This window comes from Curvibacter microcysteis (genome assembly GCF_028649455.1).
GTDB lineage: Bacteria > Pseudomonadota > Gammaproteobacteria > Burkholderiales > Burkholderiaceae_C > Curvibacter > Curvibacter microcysteis.
In genome coordinates this window covers 253047-271088 of sequence record NZ_JAQSIO010000001.1, presented here as the reverse complement: position 1 = coordinate 271088, position 18042 = coordinate 253047, and the positions used below count along the sequence as shown (strand labels likewise).

Genomic DNA, 18042 nt, shown 5'->3' with positions numbered 1-18042 from the left:
CCTGATTTTAGAAACGGCATGTCTTTGTTGGCTGGTGCAGTCAACGTGATCACCACCGATGGTGCCGCCGGCCTGGCGGGCTTCACGGCTTCGGCGGTCTGCAGCGTCACAGACCAGCCTCCAACCTTGCTGGTCTGCATGAACCGATCCTCCTTCGCGCATCGATTCTTTGTGGAAAACCGAGCGATATGCGTCAATGTCTTGTCGGCTGCCCAGCAGGACCTGTCGGCCCTGTTTGCCAACCGCGACGTGACGATGGAAGACCGCTTTGCACAGGTGGCCTGGCGACCCTTGAGCACCGGCGCCCCCGCCTTGCAAGGCGCTCTGGTCAACTTTGATGGCGTCATCACCCACATCCACGAAGTGGGCTCGCACAGCATCTTCATCACGGAATTGCGCGACATCCGCCTGCCCGCAGAGAGCTCCCAGGGGCTGGCATATTTCAATCGCGCCTACCACCACTTGGGCGAATCGCGAACGAGCGCCTGAAGGGTTGGGAAACCCAGAGGCAGTGGTCTTGCCTCTAATGGTGTTCAAAATCGATGCAGACAGCCTTGACCAGCCACGATCAAGGGCTTTTGGCATGCAGGTAACCGACAGAAAGTCGGTCCGTTTGGGCACACAGTTCTGAGACGCCTCTGTAGCCACACCCATCGACCGTGGAAGCCAGTGCTCAAAGCTCGCTAGCCAAGAGCAACTTGACACCAAACTCAGCTGGCCTAGCCCGGTAGGCCAGCCTTCTCCATCACGGTTGGTAAAAGGCTTCCAACAGCGCAGCAAACAACTTCGGCTGCTCCACTGCACTCAAGTGCGCCGCATTGAGCCTCTGCAACTGCGCACCAGGAATAGCCGCAGCGATGGCCTCAGACAGGGCTGGGGGCGTTGCCTCATCGCGCCCCCCCGCAATGACAAGGGTCGGGCAGGTAATGGTTCTATTGCCTTCATCCAAGGCAATGTTGGCCACGGCCAAGCACGCTTCTGCATAAGGCTTGGCCTCGGTGGAGAGCAGCACCCGACGCAAGTCGTTCACCCGTTCGCGCCCCTGAACGTCGTCGCGAAACTCTGGCGTGAACCAACGCTGCAGGGCGCCCTCCGCAATCGCTTCCATGCCGAGTGCACGCACGGTGTCCACCCGGGTCTGCCACAGCGCTTTGGCCCCCTCACCATAGTGGCTCGCTGAATTCGCAATGCAGATCGACCGAACCGAGGCAGGGTGACGCGCCGCCAAGGCCTGAGCCGTCATCCCCCCCATCGACAGGCCTACAAAATGCACCGGCCCACTGGCGTTTTGCGCGATGAAACGCGCAGCATCATCGGCGAGGTCGTCCATGCTGAAAGCCCCCGATGGGGCTGGCGAGCGACCATGCCCACGATGATCGTATCGAAGCACGGTGAAGTGGTGTTGCAGGCAATCGGCCAACTCGTCCCACATCGTCAGGTCACAACCCAGCGCATGGCTCAGGACGATTTCGGGGCCGTGTCCCTGGCGGACAAAGTGAATTGGAGGCATCAAAGAGTAACCGTGGGAAATGTGAAAGGGTCATCCGTTGAGGAGCTCAGCAGGCGCGGGGCGCCACACGCTGAATGCGTCAGACGGACCGACCGACCATAGCTCGACCAAGTCGCCACGACCAATGAAAAATCTTTGACTCATTGTTCGATGCTGTCACTTGATGAAGCGCCTGAGCGCCCCCCTGTCGGCGCATCGCTCGAGCGGTGGCATCTGTATGACATGAAGCGCCTCCTCAAGAAAGATGCACAGAGCGCAACATGGCGGCAAACTCTCGCGCGGCCACGCTGCGGGAGGCTGAGCGCCGCCAGAGCAAGCCGGCATGCCGCACCACCTCTGGCGCCGTGAGCGCCATCGCATACAAATCAGGCATCTGAAGGGAGGCGCGCTCAGGCACGATGGTGGCCAGGGAGCCATGCTGGCACACGCCAAGCAAGGCCTCCACTGACTCCATTTCGACTCGGACACGGGGTTCGACCCCTGCGAGCCTGAATTTCTCGTCCAACATCCGCCTCGTTGCAAAACTGCGCGGCAGCAAGGCCATGGGCAATTGCGCCGCCTGCTTCAAGGAGATGTGTTGGCCATGCGCCTCTGGAGCGGTCTTGCGAAGCACCACCATCATGCGCTCCTCGAACAAGGGCTCGGTTTCGATCTCTTCATCGCGGGTGGGGTGGAAAGCAATGCCCAAATCCAGCTCCCCGCTCATCAATTGGTCCTCGATCGGACCGGCACGCAAATCACGGACCTCGACCTGCACCTTGGGATAGGCCTCGCAGAATGCGGCCACCGTGGCCGGCAGCACGGTGTTGAGGAAAGTCGGGATGGCGCCGATGGTCAAGCGACCTGATTGCAGGCCGCTCAAATCGGCCAGTGCCATGCGACCTGCCTCGATCTCTTTGAGGGCTCTGGTGGCATAGACCCTGAATTCAGCGCCCGCTTGGGACAACTTCAGGCCCCGCCCAAGCCGGTCAAACAAGGAGGTATCCAGTTCCGCCTCGAGCTGCCTCAAGCCATGTGACAGCGTGGACTGAGTGACGAAAAGGTTCTGCGCCGACTGCGTCAGGTGCTCAGTCTCCGCAATGTCGAGGAAGTAACGAAGCTGTCGAATCTCCATGCCGGTATCCCAAATCAATCATTCGATAATGTCGAACATTTGAACATAAATAATTCATTTGAATGCGATATGGCTTCCTCGTAACCTTCATCAATGCCTACCAGTGAAGCACATCAAAAAGGTTGTTAATGCAGAGTCGTTTCGTGATCGAACGTATTGAGGCGTGGATTCTGGACATCCCCACCATCCGGCCCCACAAGCTGGCATTCGGTGCCATCAACCGCCAGAGCCCAGTCATCGTGCAGCTGTGGCTGCGCCATGGGGCCTGCGGCTTCGGCGAGGCAGCCACCATCGGCGGGCCTTCGTGGAACGAGGAGTCTCCAGAGAGCATCCTGCACGCCATCAACGCCTACCTGGCGCCTTGTCTGATCGGGCAGGACGGCGGCTCCTTCGGTCGTGTGCTGACACGCATGGACACCTTCTGCCGTGGCAATGCCTTTGCCAAGAGTGCCGTTGAAATGGCGCTCATCGACGCCGTCAGCCGCTCCCTTGAACTGCCGGCTTATCAGCTGTTGGGTGGCAAACGCCACGATAGTCTGCCCCTTGCCTGGACACTGGCCAGTGGCGATGTGCGCAAGGACCTGGAAGAAGCTCAACTGCGTCTGGAGCAAAAGCGCCACCGCATCTTCAAAATGAAGATCGGGGCTCGCAGCCCAGCGGACGATGTCGCCCACGTCAGCCAAATCGCACGTGGCCTGGAAGGCAAGGCCACACTGACGGTCGACGTCAATCAGGCCTGGGACGGCAGCACGGCCAGACGGTTCCTGCCGCAACTGATTGATGCCGGCGTCACGCTGATCGAACAGCCCGTGGCCAAGTGGAATCGTGAAGCCCTCAAGGTGTTGAGCGCATCGCTGGGCTCGAGCGCCTGCATCATGGCCGATGAGTCGGTGTGCACCCCGCAGGACGCCATGGCGCTGGCACGCGACCAGGCCTGTCAGGTGTTTTCTCTGAAAGTGGCCAAGCATGGCGGGCTGCTGCGCACGCTTCAGGTGGCTGCCGTCGCGGAGGCTGCTGATATCGGCTGGTATGGCGGCACCATGCTGGAGACTTCGATTGGCAGTGCAGCCTCTGCCCATGTGTTTGCCACCCTCGGGGACCAACACCATGGCTGTGAACTCTTCGGTCCTCAACTGCTGGTGGACGACATCGTGACTGCACGCATGCCCATCGTCGACTTTGAGCTGCAACTTCCCGATGGCCCCGGCTTCGGCATTGAGGTCGATCTGGGACAACTCGAGCGATTCGATCGAGCACGCACGGGTCTGAATGCGGTGCACATCGACCTGGGGCAACGCAACCAACCATGAGGAGCCAGAACATGCCTGACCTTGTCCGCATGGACGTGAACTTACGCACCGCCCTGCCCCCAGCGCAGGCCGATGCCATCAAGAGCCGCGAGAAAGCCTAGGCGCCAGAGATCTCGGTCACTCCACTGGCGCAACACCCATCAGCGATCGCTTGATCGCTTGGACTTTTCCCCATTTCCTCAACCTTCGGAGACAAACATGAGCAACCAAAAGAATGAATTCACTCAGCAAAGCCTGCTGGAACACGTCAACAGCGTGAAGATTGCAGACGGCAATCCAAGGGCACGAGCCATCGTCGCCCGCATCGTGGCTGACTTGTTCAAGGCCATCGATGAGTTGGACGTGTCGCCGGACGAATTCTGGGCCGCCGCAGATTGGCTTGGCCGCCTGGGTGCCTCGGGCCAGATCGGTCTGATCACGGCAGGCCTGGGTTTCGACCGGCTGCTGGACATTCGCATGGATGAAGCTGACGCGAAGGCTGGCATCGCTGCTGGCACGCCGCGGGCCATCGAAGGGCCCCTGTACGTCCCTGGCGCTCCGCTGTCCAAGGGTGAAGCCGTGCTCGACGACGATAGCGATACCCGGGGCACTGGCAAGGTCCTGATCATGGAAGGTCGTGTCCTGGATCACGCAGGCCAGCCCGTGGCGAACGCCATCATGGATGCCTGGCATGCCAACAAGGACGGTGGCTACTCGCACTTCTTTCCTGGCCTCAAGGAGTTCGAACTGCGTCGCAAGATCGAAACGGATGCCCAAGGCAACTACCGCTTCCGCACGACCTTGCCGCCAGGCTACGCGATCCCCCCGAACAGCCCAACTTCAGAACTGTTCAGCTTGCTGGGTCGCCATGGTCACCGCCCGGCCCACATTCACTTCCATATCGTGAAGGAAGGGCACCGTACTCTGACGACCCAGATCAACATCCCGGGCGACACCTACATCGACGACGACTTCGCCTTTGCGACCCGCGACGGCCTCGTGCTGAAGATCGAACACGACGTCTCCCCTGCCGGCTACGAATCGCTGGGCGTTGACGCTCCTTTTGAACGCGCCAAATTCGACTTCGTGATGCAGCTAGCACTCACCGAGCGTGATACAGATCCACGCACCCGGATCGCTCGAGCCGTAGGGGCTTGATCACAGCCTGCTCCTCAAGGCTGAACGCGGTGTCACTGGCTTGAAGCGAAGAGAGCGGCTTCCCCCGCCACTTTGAGCCCCCACACGCGCCCACAAAGGCGACCATGCAGAGACTGCTGGTCGCCTTTTTCAATTCCACCTCGCACATCGAGCCTCGCACTTCGCACAGGCCTGGGTCACCTACGCTGAACGCCAGCATCGAGCCAGAACGAACGCGACTCCAAATGAAGCACTGATTGAATGACCTGCCTTGCGCAGGCTCAGGAGGGCGCTACTGATCCTGTTGGGCCGCGTTGGAACTGGATAGGGAGCACGCTGAATGTGGATAGCCAGCTCAGGGACGGCTGGGCCTAATACAGCTAACCGATCCACCCCCCCAGGAATTGCCCATGAGTACCTCACGCAGCCCGCAACAATGGCGCGACTTCATCGATGGCTGTTTGGACTTCAGACCCGAGGACCAGGTCTACCGCGTCCGGCGAGACATGTTCACGGAGCCCGAACTGTTCGATCTCGAAATGGCGTTGATCTTCGAGAAGACATGGATCTATGCCTGCCATGAAAGCGAAATCAGCCAGCCCAACGACTTCATCACCTTGAACGCTGGTCGCCAACCCCTGATCGTCACCCGAGATGCACAGGGTCAACTCCACGCGCTCATCAACGCCTGCGCACACCGAGGCACGACGCTGACGCGCGTTTGCAAAGGCCGACAGGCTGCCTTCACCTGTCCCTTCCACGCTTGGACCTACAAGCCCGATGGTCGCCTGATCAAAGTCAAAGCGCCGAGCGAATACGGACCTGACTTTGACCTCCATCAGCACGGCTTGAAGAAGGCCAAAGTCGCCAGCTACCGAGGCTTCGTGTTCATCAACTTGGACACCGAAACCAGCCTGGCGCTGGAGGACTACCTTGGCGATACCAAAGTGTTCCTGGACCTGATGGTGGACCAATCGCCGACCGGTGAACTGGAGGTGTTGCCAGGGCGTTCAACCTATACCTTCGACGGCAACTGGAAACTGCAAACCGAGAACGGCCTGGACGGTTACCACGTCAGCACCGTGCACTACAACTATGTAGCCACCGTGGTCCACCGCCACGAACTGGACAGCGCGCAAGGCAGCACCGATTTCAAAACCCTGGACTACCGCAAGCTCGGCGCAGGAGACGCCACCACGGACGATGGCTGGTTCTCGTTCCAGCACGGTCACTCGGTGTTGTTCAGCGAAATGCCCAATCCGGAAGTTCGCGCGGGCTACGCCACCGTGATGCCGCGGGCTGAGGCCGAACACGGGCCGGAACGAGCGCGCTGGATGATGCATCGACTGCGCAACCTCAACCTGTACCCCAGCCTGTTCTTCATGGACCAGATCAGCTCGCAGCTGCGCATCATTCGCCCGGTCGCCTGGAACAAGACGGAGATCGTCAGCCAGTGCATTGGGGTCAAGGGCGAATCACCGGCAGATCGTGAAAATCGCATCCGCCAGTTCGAGGACTTCTTCAATGTCAGCGGCATGGGAACGCCAGACGACCTGGTTGAGTTCCGCGAAGCGCAACGCGGCTTTCAAGGCCGCGCCGAGCCCTGGAACGACATCTCGCGAGGCTGCCAGGCTTGGACAAGCGAGCAAACCCACAACGCCCAGACCCTGGGCATCCACCCCGTGCTCACGGGCACCGAGATCACCCACGAAGGCTTGTTCGTGAATCAACACAGCGCTTGGCGGCAAAAGATGCTGGACGGCCTCGCAGACCACGCATCCACCGCCAAGGAGGTACAGGCATGAGCCCCATTGAGCTTCAACACGCTGTCGAACAATTCCTGTACGACCAGGCCGACTGGTGCGACCGCCAGCAATGGGATGAGTACCTGGCGTGTTTTGAACCCAGCGCCGTCTTCCATGTGCCTCAGTGGGACTCCGAGCATGTCGCCACGACCGACCCGAAGCGCGAGATGTCGATGATTTACTACGCCAACCGGGGCGGCCTGGAAGACCGCATCTTCCGCCTGCGGACCGGCAAGTCGGCTGCCAGCCAACCCATGCCACGCACCCTGCACCAGATCAACAACGTGCGCATTCGCTCGCAAGCGCAGGGCGTCCTCCAGGTCGGTGCGAAATGGAGCACCCACTACACCCGCCAAGGCCAGGCCGACTGCTACTTCGGTGAAGTGAGCTACGAGATGCGCCAAAGCGGAGCGAGCTTCAGCATCCTGCGCAAGCATGTGTTGTTGCTCAACGACCGGATCAATGCGGTGCTGGACTTCTACCACCTGTGATCAAAGGCGAAACCATGGAACATCAGATTGGCTTGCGCTTCGAGGACGGCGCCACACGCTTCATCCAGGTGAGGTCCGGCGAAACCCTGGCGGACGCCTCGATTCGCCAGGGCATTCGCTTCCCGGTGGACTGTCGGGAAGGCGCTTGCGGCACCTGCCGATGCCAGGTGGAGTCAGGCGACTTCGACCCTGGAGACTGCGCAGAAGACGCACTGAGTGCAGCTGACGCCCAACTCGGCTGGGCCCTGGGTTGCCAGATGCGGCCCCGCTCCCATGGCGTCGTGCACGTCCCGATCGACGCTTCGGCCTGCCTGCACAAGCCGCTCGAGCTGGAAGTGCGCGTGCGTTCACTCCAAAAACGGGGCCCCCGCATGGTGTCGCTGACCCTGGAGCACCCCCAGTTGATGGCGATGCGCTTCCTGCCCGGCCAGTACCTGAGGCTGTGGCTGCCCGATGGCAGTGCTAGCCGGGCCTACTCCTTCAGCTCCCTGGTGCGCGAGCCCGGAGAGGTCGACCTGCTGGTGCGCCTGTTGCCGGATGGCCGCATGAGCCAGTGGCTGCAACACCAGGCCCAGGCCGGTGAAAGCCTGAAGCTGCAAGCGTCGTTTGGCAGCTTCTACCTGCGCCCCGCCCGACGGCCCTTGCTGATGCTAGCCGGAGGAACCGGCCTGGGCCCGATGCTGGCCATGCTGGAATTGCTGGCACAAAATCCTGACTCGGCACCAGCCTGCCACCTTCTGCTGGGCCTGTCGGATGACCAGGATGTCCCGGTGCTGTCCCTGCTGCAGACCCTCCGACACCGACTGCCTCAACTGGAAGTCACTTTGTGCGTCTCCGACCCTGCATCCACCCAGGGGCTTCGCGGTCACTTGGTTCAGCACTTGCAGCCCAGCATGCTGCGCGAGGGTGATGTCGACATGTATGTGTGTGGCCCGCCGATGATGGTGCAAGCGCTCAGTGACTGGATGGCGACGGCCCCCTGTCAACCCGCAGGCTTTTACATCGAACGCTTCACCCCGGGCGCATGAACTCCAGGCCCCGGACCGCCGTAACAGCAGCGCCATCCATTTGCGGCCTATAGTGGCAGTGCTTGGCAATGGCCGAGCGCGGACGGTCCGCCAACCGGCATGTTGTGCTTGATTCCCATGGCTGTGAAAGAAAAAACCGGCGGAACCGATCTCGCCAAGAACACATCGGGGCTGATGGCCACGGTCGAAGAGTTGCTGCTGTTGGTCGAAGTCGTTGAGTCGGGGGGCTACCGTGCCGCCAGTGAGCGATCGGGCATCCCCCTGGCGAGCATGAGTCGGCGAATCAGCGCTCTCGAAGAACGCCTGGGTGTGTGCGTCATCATGCGCAACACCCGGCGCTTTGAAGTCACCGACATGGGGCGACAACTGTTCGAGCAGGGCCTGAAAATCCGCGACGCGGCCCATGCCGCCATCTTGGTGGCCAACGACAACGCCAAGGAGCCGGCGGGTGATCTGCGCATCGCCTGCCCCATGGCGCTGTCCACGATCCTGCTTTGCTCCGTGGCGGTCAACTACGGACTGGCTCACCCGCGAGTGCGCCTTTTTCTGAGCTCGACCCGAGGCACCACCGAGGCATTGGCGCAGAACTTTGACATCGTGATCCACCCCAGCTCCCAGACGCTACCTGACTCTGATGTGGTCGCCCAACAGCTGGTTCAGGCTCCCTATGGTCTGTATGCCGCGCCGGGGCTGTTGCAAGGCAGGGAAGCGATCAACGCCCCAGCGGACTTGGCCGGGCTAGATTCGATTGGCTGGAACTCAGGCGAATCCCAGACCAGCTGGACCCTGCAAGACCCCCAGGATCACGCCGAGGAACTGCGGATGCCCGCGCGCTTCGTGACAGACAACCTGCTCGCCGTCAAGGAAGCCGCGCTGGCGGGCCTGGGCGTCACGCGGCTGCCGGTGGCACTGGCGGCCCCCTTGGTCGCGGAGGGGCGTTTGCGCCGGCTGCTCCCGCATTGGTCACTGGCCCCCATGACCATCTATGCGCTGTACCCCTCCCGGAGGCGGCTCAGCCTGGCCGGCCAGGCCTTTTTGCAGCTGGCCAAGCCCGCATTGCAGGCCTTGATCGATGGTTCAGTCGAGGCCCAGCACTGAGCCTGCCCTGCCCTCAGCCCTGGGGACGATGACGCTGCGCGGTGGCCGAGGGCGACTCGCCAAAAGCGTCTCGGTAGGCCTGGGCAAAGCGCCCCAGGTGCTCAAAGCCCCAAGCCAGCGCGATTTCGGAGATGTACTTGGTAGAAGCGCTGCGCACGATGTCGAGGCGGGCCTGCTGAAGCCGGTGTTGGCGCAGAAACTGTGTGGGCGTCAACCCCATGTGGGCGCGAAAGTCCGCGCTCATGCGCCGCGAGCTGAACCCTTGCGCGGACACCAGTGCCTCCATGTCCACGTCCTCTCGGGCGTGTTCGATCAGCGCGTTCTTCAGGCCAGCGACATGGCGCGGCAAGACTTGCTGCTGCACCTGCGCCAGTTGGTCCGAGTAGTTGTGCCGCTGAAAACTCAGGAGGCCCTGAATCAGAGAGGTCTCAACCCCCAGCGCCAGTGCGTTGTGGTGCATGAGATTGCCCTGGTGCCCCATGTCCTCCCACAGCAGACGAACCCAGCGCCACCAGGTGTGTGCCGCGCTCTGATCCATGGCGATGCACGGTTCAAATTCGATCGGTGAATGCACCGGGTGCCCCAGCATCTGGGACAGAACCGAGTGCATCGCGCCACGATCAATGGCCACTAGGAGCTTGCGGCAGTGGCCGCTGATCGAAAGCTCCTGATGGGCTGACGGATCGATGATCAGGCCGTGCTCCGGGTCCGAACCAATCACATGCCCCCCGATGCGCAAGGCCTGCTCTCCACTCAAGGGCAGGCTGATGCTGTAACGGTCCAGGGGGCTGCGGCCCTGGATGTCGATGCGCACATCGGTGCCGTATTCGATGCAGCCAATGGCCGTGGACAAGGCGCCCAATTGGTCGCCTGCATGGACAAAGCGCAGCGAACGCCCTGGTCGCACCACCAAGTCATGCGGACCACAGACCCGCCGCATCCAGTCCCGAGCGCCCGACACATCGGTGAATGCGCCCCACATGCGGTGATGGAACACTGAATTTTGCTCAATCATGCACAACCTATTTCAAGAAAATCATTTTCAATCGAATCGACAGCGGCCATCCGGGATAACCCTTTAATCAGCAGAGAGACCACCGGCAGCGTCATAGCTTTCAACTCAAACAGCGCAAAACCCGGCAACAAGGCTGCGTATTTTTGCACCAATCCGGCGCAAGAATTCAGAAAATCCACAAGCAATACCCAATGACGTGCAGCGACGCCCCAATTTGGGGATGGGCGCTAAAAAGAAAGCAAGAATATCTGAAGCTCAAACCATTCTCCAAAGTGGTCTCGAGTGAATTCAATCCAGGCATACCAAATACGCCTCACAAGCAAGCGCTTGCCGGCGCAGGAAGGGCTGCCCCTGGCGCACAAAGCCCGTCAGACCTGCCTGATCAGGCCGTATTGGCCTTGCAAGCACCCCAAACAGGCCCCTAGCCCTTTGGTGAAAACCCCAATGAAAAGCCTCTCTGTTTTGATTTAAAGGAATGCTGCTTAATCGGGTTCTCAGAATGCAAAGGCCAGGCCAACCCGAATGAAACAGAGTGTTCCATGGAAATAGGTCGACGCTCACCCGGCGCTGAATCTATATTCAGACGCCTTCCTAACCCACCGACCATCATGCAAACTCATTTCAAAAAAATAACCCTTGGAATAATCGCCAGCACGGCCATCGGCGGATTATCAACAAGCGTTCAGGCGCAATCACAGGTGCAAATGTATGGCTTGCTGGATGTCAGTGCCGGCCGTTTGCAACTGGCTGGTGCAGGCAAAACCGCCGGTGTCTTCAACGGCTCCATGACCACCTCTTACTGGGGCATCAAAACCCAGGAGGACCTGGGCGGCGGCTGGGGCGCCGCGACCCAAATGGAGTCCTTCATTCTGGTGAACAGTGGCGCGGCAGGACGCAGCAGCGCGGACCCCTATTGGGCGCGCACGTCCTGGGTGGGGCTGACCAGCCCTTGGGGCGTGTTCCAGGTGGGTCGTGCGGTCACACCCGGTTTTCTGTTGGCGATCAGCCTGAACCCCTTTGGTTCGGCCACCAACCTGGGGCCCTACATGATGCACACCTACATGCCCAGTCCAACCCAGCCTTTTCTGACCAGCGAAGGCGCCAGTGACTCGGCCTGGGCCAACAGCCTGGCGTTCACCAGTCGCCCCATGCAGGGCTGGCGCTTCACAGTTCAAAGCGCACTGGCCCAAGGCGGTAACACCGGCAAACGAAACACGGTGGGGATCAACTACACGAACGGTGGGTTCTACGGTGGCCTGGTCTACGAAAAGATGGACCAGATGAACCTGAACTGGGGTGCCCCTGTCGCACCGCTGGCTACCGCCGCACGCCCGCTGATCACGGCCAACAGCGTCCAGAACATCCAGAGCGGCGCCAGCTATGACATGGGCCCTGCCAAATTGTTTGCTCAGAACCTGAAATCGAACATTGATGCCAGCAACGGGGCACAAGCCCGGCTGAACACGTCACAGCTCGGCACCTCGGTTTTGGCTGGGGCCGGACGCGTCCTGCTCTCGGTGGCCCACACCAACGAGACACAGACGGCCAAGGCCAACCAGGCACGCACCACCGTCTCCATGGGCTATGACCTCTGGTTGTCCAAACGCACGGACGTCTATGTCGCGCTGCTGCGTGACCGCGTCACAGGCGTTAACCCAGGGACCTCGATGCTGCTCGGCATGCGCCACACCTTCTGACACCTTCTCTCATGCAACGGGCGCTCGCGCCCTGCTCTGCCCTGACTCGAATTGAATCCTGCTATGACGACTGCCTCCTCCCCCATTGCCCATGCGCCCAGCGGCTCCTTCGCTGGACTGGACCTTGAAGATGTCCAGGCTTATCGCGGCATCTCGTATGCACAAGCCCCTGTGGGAAAGCTGCGCTTTTGTCCTCCCCAGCCCCTGGCCGCAAGTTCAGAACAGATCCTGGCGACAGAGCCTGGTCCTGTTTCATTGCAATCCCCCTCTCGTCTGAGCCATGTCATGGGCGACGACCAGAGCCCTGGCTCAGAGGACTGTCTGCGCCTGAGCGTCTGGACGCCCAAGGCTGACGACCAGAAGCGACCCGTGGTGATCTGGCTACACGGCGGTGCTTTCATGACCGGTGCGGGTGATCTGCCCTGGTACGACGGCGTTCGCTTGGCCAGCGAGGGCGACATGGTGGTGGTCAACGTGAACTACCGTCTGGGCGCACTCGGCTTCCTCTGTGGGCCGAATGTCTCACCAGGCAATCTGGGCCTGATGGACCAGGCCATGGCCGTGTCCTGGGTCAAGGACAACATCGCAGCGTTTGGTGGCGATCCCGATCAGATCACTTTGATGGGTCAGTCCGCTGGTGGGCTGTCCATCGCCCTTCTTCTGTGCGCCTACCCAGAGTTGCCAGTTCAACGCCTCATCATGATGAGCGCCCCCCTGGGTCTGGAGCTCAGCAGCACGCAGGTCAGCACCCCGATGGCCGCAGCGTATGCCCATGCGCTCGACAAACAGCACCTGTCTTTGCTAGGAACGCTCACAGCGGAGCAGCTGCTGGGTGCGCAAGGCGCAGCGGCCCGATTCTTCATGGAAAACCTCGCCAAGACGGGAGACGTAGCACCGCCCTTTGTGCCCGTTGCCGACGGATCATTCCTGCCCTACCCATCGCAACTCCAAGCCAGTCTGGCCATCGCAGCCACCCGCCGGGATGTCATGATTGGCACCACCCGGGACGAGGCCACGGCCTTCTTTGCGCGTGGGTCCTTCGACGCCATGACTCAACAGGTGTTTGAAACACCGTCGCTGTTGTGGGCCAGTCAAGCCGCACAAGCGCAACGAGTCGCCTACGTCTACCGCTTCGATCACGATCCCAGCGGCGAGGCTCTTGGGGCCACCCACTGCATTGAACTGCCTTTCGTGTTTGGCAATCGGGAGGCCTTTGCGACCGCCCCCATGCTGGGCGGCATGGAAGAGGAGGCATTCGAGGCCCTGTCCCGTCCCGTCCGGCAGGCCTTCATCAGTTTCATCCGTGAAGGCCGCCCATCAGGCAATGACTTGCCGCTCTGGCCTGCGCTGCCCCCTGATCAGCCCATTCCACGTCTGCATTTTGCCAAGCACATCGCCGTGCAAGAACTTCCTCCGATGCGCTGAATGATGTTCAAACTCACTTCATCGCCCACGCCCGTTCTCAACCTCCAACTCAGCGGAGTCTCTTCATGCGCAAGATCAGTTTGCTCGCCTTCCTAACGATCTTGGCCGATGGCTTTGACACGACGTCCATCGGCTTTGTGGTGCCCACCCTGGCCGCGCAGTGGCAGCTTCCACTGTCGGCATTCACCCCGGTCTTTGTGGCCACCAGCCTTGGCGCGGCCTTGGGCTACGCGATCAGTGGCCGGTTGACAGAGCGCCTGCAGCGCCGCGAAGTCGTCATTGCCTCGGTCCTTTTGTTTGCACTGGGTTCCGGCATCAGTGCACTTGCCGACAGCGTGACGATGTTGTCTGTGATCAGGCTGGTGTGTGGCATCGGCCTGGGTGCCGCGATCCCTGCGGTGGTGTCTCTTGCCGTCGAGGGCGTCGCCGCCGGGCGCCGGGAGTCCGTCACCGTGGGTGTCACCTCAGGCCTGTCGCTGGGGGCCGCCGTGGGAGGCGCGATCGGCGGAAAATTGATACTGGCCTGGGGTTGGAGCTCCGTCTTCATCGTGGGAGCCATTGCCCCCTTGCTGCTGTTGCCAGCACTCTGGATGTACCTGCCCTCAGACCGTGCCATTGCCGGTGGTTCGACCTGGGCTGACGCGCAACCCCAGCCCGCTCGGGTGAGTGCCTTGCTCAGCGCGGGGCTGGCTCCGCAAACCTTGCTGCTCTGGACCTTCTCCTTTCTGATCTTCACGGCGGTCTATGCCCTGACGTTCTGGGTGCCGTCGATGCTGCACCGATTGGGCTTTGATACCTCAGGGGTCGCCTTCGGGTCCGCGGCCATGGGCATTGGCGGCGTGATTGCGGCGCTGCTTCTGATCCCGCTGAGCCTTCGCTTCCATGTCCGCAACATCTTGCTGGCGAGTTCGATGCTCGGGGTGATCGCCCTGGCGCTGGGTGCCTGGCTCGCGGGCATGCCCGGGGTGCTGCTGGCCTTGATCGTGGTGGTGGGTGCCAGTCTGATTGCTGGCACCATTGGCCAGGTGGCACTGGCGGTGAGCCTTTACCCACCCGCCCTGCGAGCCACTGGGATCGGCTGGAGTTCAGCCATTGGCCGCATCGGATCTGTCATCGGTCCGGGGGTGATGGGCGTCTTTGTCGCCAGTGACCTGGCAGCGCCTTTGTGGCTGCTTGTGCCTGTGGTGCCCATTTTGCTGGCTGGCGTTGCGCTGCGGGTAGCGCAAAAAATGAGTACTCGCGCCACCCCTGTGGCTGCGAGCCTTGCCTGAGTCTGGCGCCAGACGTCTTCCGCCCGAGGTACGAGCGCACCCGCCTCGGACCTCGGGCGCCAGGCCTGCGGCAGCCCCAACAGCCCTGGCGAGCAGGCGCGGGCTCCCATCGATCTCATCGCCGCTGACCCCACCCATGCCATATCTCACGGTTTGCGGCCCCACCCGTCGCCCTCCTCCAAGAGTTCTTTAATCGAGGCAGCGCAGGAAATGAGTTCTTTCACATTGAGCATTCGCGCCAAGATCGTCCTCACCTTTGGACTGTTGGCGCTCCTCCAGTTGGGTGGTCTGCTGCTCAAGGCCGCCCTGCACGCTTCGGGCAACGCAACCCTGGGTCCAGACCAACCCAGTTGGGCAGATCCGACGAGCCTGGCCCAAGCACTGCTGACCGTGCTGGTATGCCTGCTTGCAGGACATCACTTCCACAAGGTGATTTGTGGTGGACTCCACCGACAGGGCAATAAGTTCCAGGAGCTGACCAACTCCCTGGATCTGACCACGCGCTCCAACAGCCCTCGGGCCGACGAGTTTGGAACATCTGCCAGGGCCTTCGACCAATTGTTTGAGCGTCTGGAACAGGCCATGCTGCGCATCCGTACCGCTTCTGAATGCGTCCACCTTGCCACGCAAGAGATTTCCGCAGGCAACCTGGACCTGTCCGCCAGAACCGAACAACAAGCGGCTGCGTTGGAGCAAACGTCGGCCAGCCTGTCTCACATCGCCGAGGCCGTGAAAGCAAGCGCAGAGCGGGCCCAGGCCGCAAGCAGGCTGGCGGAAGGCACCAGCGCAGTCACCCAACAGGGCCAGGTCGCGTCCACCCAAATGAAGAAGACGCTGGACAAACTGAGTGACAGCTCGGAACGAATCGCCGACATCAGCAGTGTGATCGAAGGCATCGCTTTTCAGACCAATATCCTGGCATTGAACGCCGCCGTCGAGGCAGCCCGAGCCGGGGAGCAAGGGCGAGGGTTCTCGGTCGTGGCGGCCGAAGTCCGACAATTGGCCCAGCGTTCAGCCACCGCCGCTCAGGACATCAAAACCGTCATTGCCTTGTCGGTGTCCGACATCAGAGAAGGGGCCCGGCAGGGTCTTCAGGTTCAGTCCATCGTTGAAGAAATTCAGGACTCTGTCGATCGGGTGACCACATTGGCCCGACAGATTGCCCAATCGTCCGCAGAGCAGAGCCTCAACATCGATCAAATCAGTGAGGCCGTGCAATTGATGGATCAAACCACTCAACAAAACTCCGCTTTCGTCGAGGAGATCTCGGCCACCTCAAGCGCTTTGAACGAGCAGTCCCAGAACCTTCACCGAATCGTGGGCATCTTCAAGGTGCGCTCAACAAGGCAATCGGAGGAAGTGGCTGGGAATCATGGGAACGCACTGGTAACCAGCCCCCGTCCCTCTCGCGCCGCATATGGAACGTCGCATCGCTGAAGTTCAGCTGGCGGTAGGTCTCCGTGACGCGGACAGCGTCAAGGACGTGGTGGAGGTCAACACGCTGCTACACGGCCTGGAGAACGAAGCGTAGGGCGATGGCGGTTGCCAGGGCGCTGGCAAACGGCCAGACGCCAAGGAAGGTGTGTGCTGGAACAGCGTCATGCGTCCCGGCAAGCGCAAGCTGCTGGACCGAACGCAAGTGATTGAAGCCTGACAGAGCAGATTGAGCGCATCAAGGCCAACGCCTGGGCCAAGGTTGAGCACCCGTTTCGGGTGATCAAGCGCTAGTTCGGCCACGCCAAGGTGCGATACCGAGGCTTGGCGAAGAGCACCGAGCGGTTGCGTACGCTGTTCGTGCGGTCCAACCTGTGGATGGTGCGTCGAGATTTGATGGGAGGGCAGGTATGAGTAAGCCTGCAAACGGCCAAATGGCTGCAAAGCAGGCTCGTACGGGCCGCACGCCGCTTGCACAGTGGCTCGAATGTTGATCTCTGAGTCTGGAATCACTAACTTCTCGCGCTTCATCTGTTGCTTGGACTTCCAGTCGACACGCCCTGCCATCACCCGGTAAAGCGCATCAAGGGCGCGCTCAAGCAACCCCTCCGCAGGCACCATGTCATCCACGATGCCCGCCTGCAAGGTCGTCGCAGCGTTAGCAGGCTTGCCCATGGCCACCCAATCACATGAGGTTGCCGGTCCGGCCATGCGGACCAATCAGACCGTACCGTCAAAACCCGGAAACAAGCCGAGTTTGACTGAGGGAACCCCGATTTGAGGCGCCGAAGGCATCACGCTGTTGATTTCCATCTCGAAGTGACCCACTAACTCCCCTGGCTCGAGGCCCTGCTGCGACAGCCTCTGATCAGCTCGGCCCTGACAGCCCAGAAACTGCGAATGGCCGGCTTGCTGCCGGAGCGCGGACCCGAAGGGGCCCATGTCCGACTGCGCTTGGTGTCCCCCAACTTCTATTTCTTGCGCGACGCCTTGCTGCAGGGCCTGGGCGTGGGGCTGATGCCCGATTACATGGTGCAGGAGGCTATGAACCAAGGCGCTCTGGAGCCCCTGCCCCTGTCACCAGAAAGTCTGGGCTTTCTGACCACCGCCATGTTCCTATTGCACTTGCCCACACGCTACCCCTCAAGGCCCATGACGCTCCTGTTGGACTTTTTGGAAGAGAGATCGAAGTGGCAACACAATGAAGATTAACCGTCCCTGACTGACTTTGACGGATGTCCTTGCTGCGGCGAACGTCATCAACAAAGCGCAAAGCGCAGTACCTCAACACGTCGGAGGCTGAAGCCAATCCGGCCTAAGCCCTTTCTACGGTGACCTTACGGGATAGCTGGCGGCACCCATCGGCGCGCTCAGCCGACAGCAGCGGGGACTTTTGAGCTCGAAACTGAACCGAGGTGCCGACCGTTCCGGCACATTGTCTTCGCTGCGCCTGCGGGCTTTGACAGCCGTCGCGCTGACCCTGAAGTTTGAGCGGTAGCGCGAACGGTGCACCTGATGGCTGATCGCCAACGCAAGATGCGACCTCACCCCCTCTGAGCCGCTAACTTCACGTTGACTCAAGGTCCATCCCTGGGCGAAGGGAACTCATGATCGAGCGGGGAGCCCCCAGTCGACCATGGCGGGGCCTCTCAAGCCACGCTTTGCCATCTGATTTGACTGCTGGCTTAAGCCCTCCCAAAGCGCCGTGTTCCTGATTGCTCCCCCATG

General features: G+C 61.1%; 16 protein-coding genes and 1 pseudogene. 13 read left to right on the top strand and 4 right to left on the bottom strand.

The features are described 5' to 3' along the window. The first annotated feature begins 18 nt into the window (after positions 1-18). The gene (locus PSQ39_RS01170) at positions 19-489 is read left to right on the top strand and encodes a flavin reductase (protein ID WP_273924761.1); all 471 of its coding nucleotides are present in this window, start codon (positions 19-21) and stop codon (positions 487-489) included. Between the two features lie 256 nt (positions 490-745). On the opposite strand, the gene PSQ39_RS01165 is transcribed toward PSQ39_RS01170, so the two are convergent. Beyond that, the gene (locus PSQ39_RS01165) at positions 746-1510 is read right to left on the bottom strand and encodes an alpha/beta fold hydrolase (protein ID WP_273924760.1); all 765 of its coding nucleotides are present in this window, start codon (positions 1508-1510) and stop codon (positions 746-748) included. 235 nt (positions 1511-1745) lie between these two features. Next, complete coding sequence (locus PSQ39_RS01160; RefSeq protein ID WP_273924759.1) at positions 1746-2624, bottom strand: LysR substrate-binding domain-containing protein; 879 nt, start codon at positions 2622-2624, stop codon at positions 1746-1748. Positions 2625-2752: 128 nt separating this feature from the next. Between PSQ39_RS01160 and PSQ39_RS01155 the strand changes: the two genes are divergently transcribed. From PSQ39_RS01155 to PSQ39_RS01130, 6 genes are all read left to right on the top strand, one after another. Continuing rightward, positions 2753-3934: a muconate cycloisomerase family protein gene (locus PSQ39_RS01155; RefSeq protein WP_273924758.1), complete on the top strand. Its 1182-nt coding sequence runs from the start codon at positions 2753-2755 to the stop codon at positions 3932-3934. A 198-nt stretch (positions 3935-4132) separates the two neighbouring features. After that, positions 4133-5071 (top strand): dioxygenase family protein, encoded by a 939-nt coding sequence (locus PSQ39_RS01150; protein WP_273924757.1) that lies wholly within the window; start codon positions 4133-4135, stop codon positions 5069-5071. A 389-nt stretch (positions 5072-5460) separates the two neighbouring features. Further along, complete coding sequence (antA, locus tag PSQ39_RS01145) at positions 5461-6855, top strand: anthranilate 1,2-dioxygenase large subunit (protein ID WP_273924756.1); 1395 nt, start codon at positions 5461-5463, stop codon at positions 6853-6855. Then, complete coding sequence (antB, locus tag PSQ39_RS01140; RefSeq protein WP_273924755.1) at positions 6852-7346, top strand: anthranilate 1,2-dioxygenase small subunit; 495 nt, start codon at positions 6852-6854, stop codon at positions 7344-7346. Before antA ends, antB begins: the two co-directional genes overlap by 4 nt. A gap of 14 nt (positions 7347-7360) precedes the next feature. Beyond that, entirely contained in the window at positions 7361-8374 is a 1014-nt protein-coding gene (locus tag PSQ39_RS01135) for a 2Fe-2S iron-sulfur cluster-binding protein (RefSeq protein ID WP_273924754.1), read from the top strand. Positions 8375-8491: 117 nt separating this feature from the next. Continuing rightward, a complete protein-coding gene (locus tag PSQ39_RS01130; RefSeq protein WP_273924753.1) occupies positions 8492-9472 on the top strand; it encodes a LysR family transcriptional regulator in 981 nt (326 codons plus the stop codon). 13 nt (positions 9473-9485) lie between these two features. On the opposite strand, the gene PSQ39_RS01125 is transcribed toward PSQ39_RS01130, so the two are convergent. Continuing rightward, entirely contained in the window at positions 9486-10487 is a 1002-nt protein-coding gene (locus PSQ39_RS01125; protein WP_273924752.1) for an AraC family transcriptional regulator, read from the bottom strand. Continuing rightward, positions 10484-10666 carry a hypothetical protein gene (locus tag PSQ39_RS01120; protein ID WP_273924751.1) on the bottom strand — a complete coding sequence of 61 codons (183 nt, stop codon included), beginning with the start codon at positions 10664-10666 and terminating at the stop codon, positions 10484-10486. The genes PSQ39_RS01125 and PSQ39_RS01120 overlap by 4 nt, the downstream gene beginning before the upstream one ends. Before the next feature lie 360 nt (positions 10667-11026). Between PSQ39_RS01120 and PSQ39_RS01115 the strand changes: the two genes are divergently transcribed. The 6 genes and pseudogenes from PSQ39_RS01115 to PSQ39_RS01090 all read left to right on the top strand — a co-directional run bounded on the left by PSQ39_RS01115 (position 11027) and on the right by PSQ39_RS01090 (position 17526). After that, positions 11027-12184, top strand: coding sequence for a porin (locus PSQ39_RS01115; RefSeq protein WP_337961920.1), 1158 nt, complete (start codon positions 11027-11029; stop codon positions 12182-12184). Positions 12185-12247: 63 nt separating this feature from the next. Then, positions 12248-13609 (top strand): carboxylesterase/lipase family protein, encoded by a 1362-nt coding sequence (locus PSQ39_RS01110; RefSeq protein WP_273924749.1) that lies wholly within the window; start codon positions 12248-12250, stop codon positions 13607-13609. A gap of 65 nt (positions 13610-13674) precedes the next feature. Further along, positions 13675-14880, top strand: coding sequence for an MFS transporter (locus tag PSQ39_RS01105; RefSeq protein WP_273924748.1), 1206 nt, complete (start codon positions 13675-13677; stop codon positions 14878-14880). Positions 14881-15090: 210 nt separating this feature from the next. Further along, on the top strand, positions 15091-16317 hold the full coding sequence (locus PSQ39_RS01100; RefSeq protein ID WP_273924747.1) for a methyl-accepting chemotaxis protein: 1227 nt from the start codon (positions 15091-15093) through the stop codon (positions 16315-16317). Positions 16318-16351: 34 nt separating this feature from the next. Then, positions 16352-16728: pseudogene (locus tag PSQ39_RS01095) on the top strand (transposase); the annotation flags it as partial. A 435-nt stretch (positions 16729-17163) separates the two neighbouring features. Further along, positions 17164-17526 (top strand): LysR substrate-binding domain-containing protein, encoded by a 363-nt coding sequence (locus tag PSQ39_RS01090; RefSeq protein ID WP_337961925.1) that lies wholly within the window; start codon positions 17164-17166, stop codon positions 17524-17526. The last annotated feature ends 516 nt before the right edge of the window (positions 17527-18042 follow it).

Bases quoted from the DNA above. Each gene is read 5' to 3' on its own strand.
- PSQ39_RS01125 (WP_273924752.1), bottom strand. From the start codon at position 10,487: ATGATTGAGCAAAATTCAGTGTTCCATCACCGCATGTGGGGCGCATTC.
- PSQ39_RS01150 (WP_273924757.1), top strand. From the start codon at position 4,133: ATGAGCAACCAAAAGAATGAATTCACTCAGCAAAGCCTGCTGGAACAC.
- PSQ39_RS01170 (WP_273924761.1), top strand. From the start codon at position 19: ATGTCTTTGTTGGCTGGTGCAGTCAACGTGATCACCACCGATGGTGCC.
- PSQ39_RS01160 (WP_273924759.1), bottom strand. From the start codon at position 2,624: ATGGAGATTCGACAGCTTCGTTACTTCCTCGACATTGCGGAGACTGAG.
- PSQ39_RS01105 (WP_273924748.1), top strand. From the start codon at position 13,675: ATGCGCAAGATCAGTTTGCTCGCCTTCCTAACGATCTTGGCCGATGGC.
- PSQ39_RS01155 (WP_273924758.1), top strand. From the start codon at position 2,753: ATGCAGAGTCGTTTCGTGATCGAACGTATTGAGGCGTGGATTCTGGAC.
- PSQ39_RS01110 (WP_273924749.1), top strand. From the start codon at position 12,248: ATGACGACTGCCTCCTCCCCCATTGCCCATGCGCCCAGCGGCTCCTTC.
- PSQ39_RS01165 (WP_273924760.1), bottom strand. From the start codon at position 1,510: ATGCCTCCAATTCACTTTGTCCGCCAGGGACACGGCCCCGAAATCGTC.
- antB (WP_273924755.1), top strand. From the start codon at position 6,852: ATGAGCCCCATTGAGCTTCAACACGCTGTCGAACAATTCCTGTACGAC.
- antA (WP_273924756.1), top strand. From the start codon at position 5,461: ATGAGTACCTCACGCAGCCCGCAACAATGGCGCGACTTCATCGATGGC.
- PSQ39_RS01100 (WP_273924747.1), top strand. From the start codon at position 15,091: ATGAGTTCTTTCACATTGAGCATTCGCGCCAAGATCGTCCTCACCTTT.
- PSQ39_RS01135 (WP_273924754.1), top strand. From the start codon at position 7,361: ATGGAACATCAGATTGGCTTGCGCTTCGAGGACGGCGCCACACGCTTC.
- PSQ39_RS01130 (WP_273924753.1), top strand. From the start codon at position 8,492: ATGGCTGTGAAAGAAAAAACCGGCGGAACCGATCTCGCCAAGAACACA.
- PSQ39_RS01115 (WP_337961920.1), top strand. From the start codon at position 11,027: ATGGAAATAGGTCGACGCTCACCCGGCGCTGAATCTATATTCAGACGC.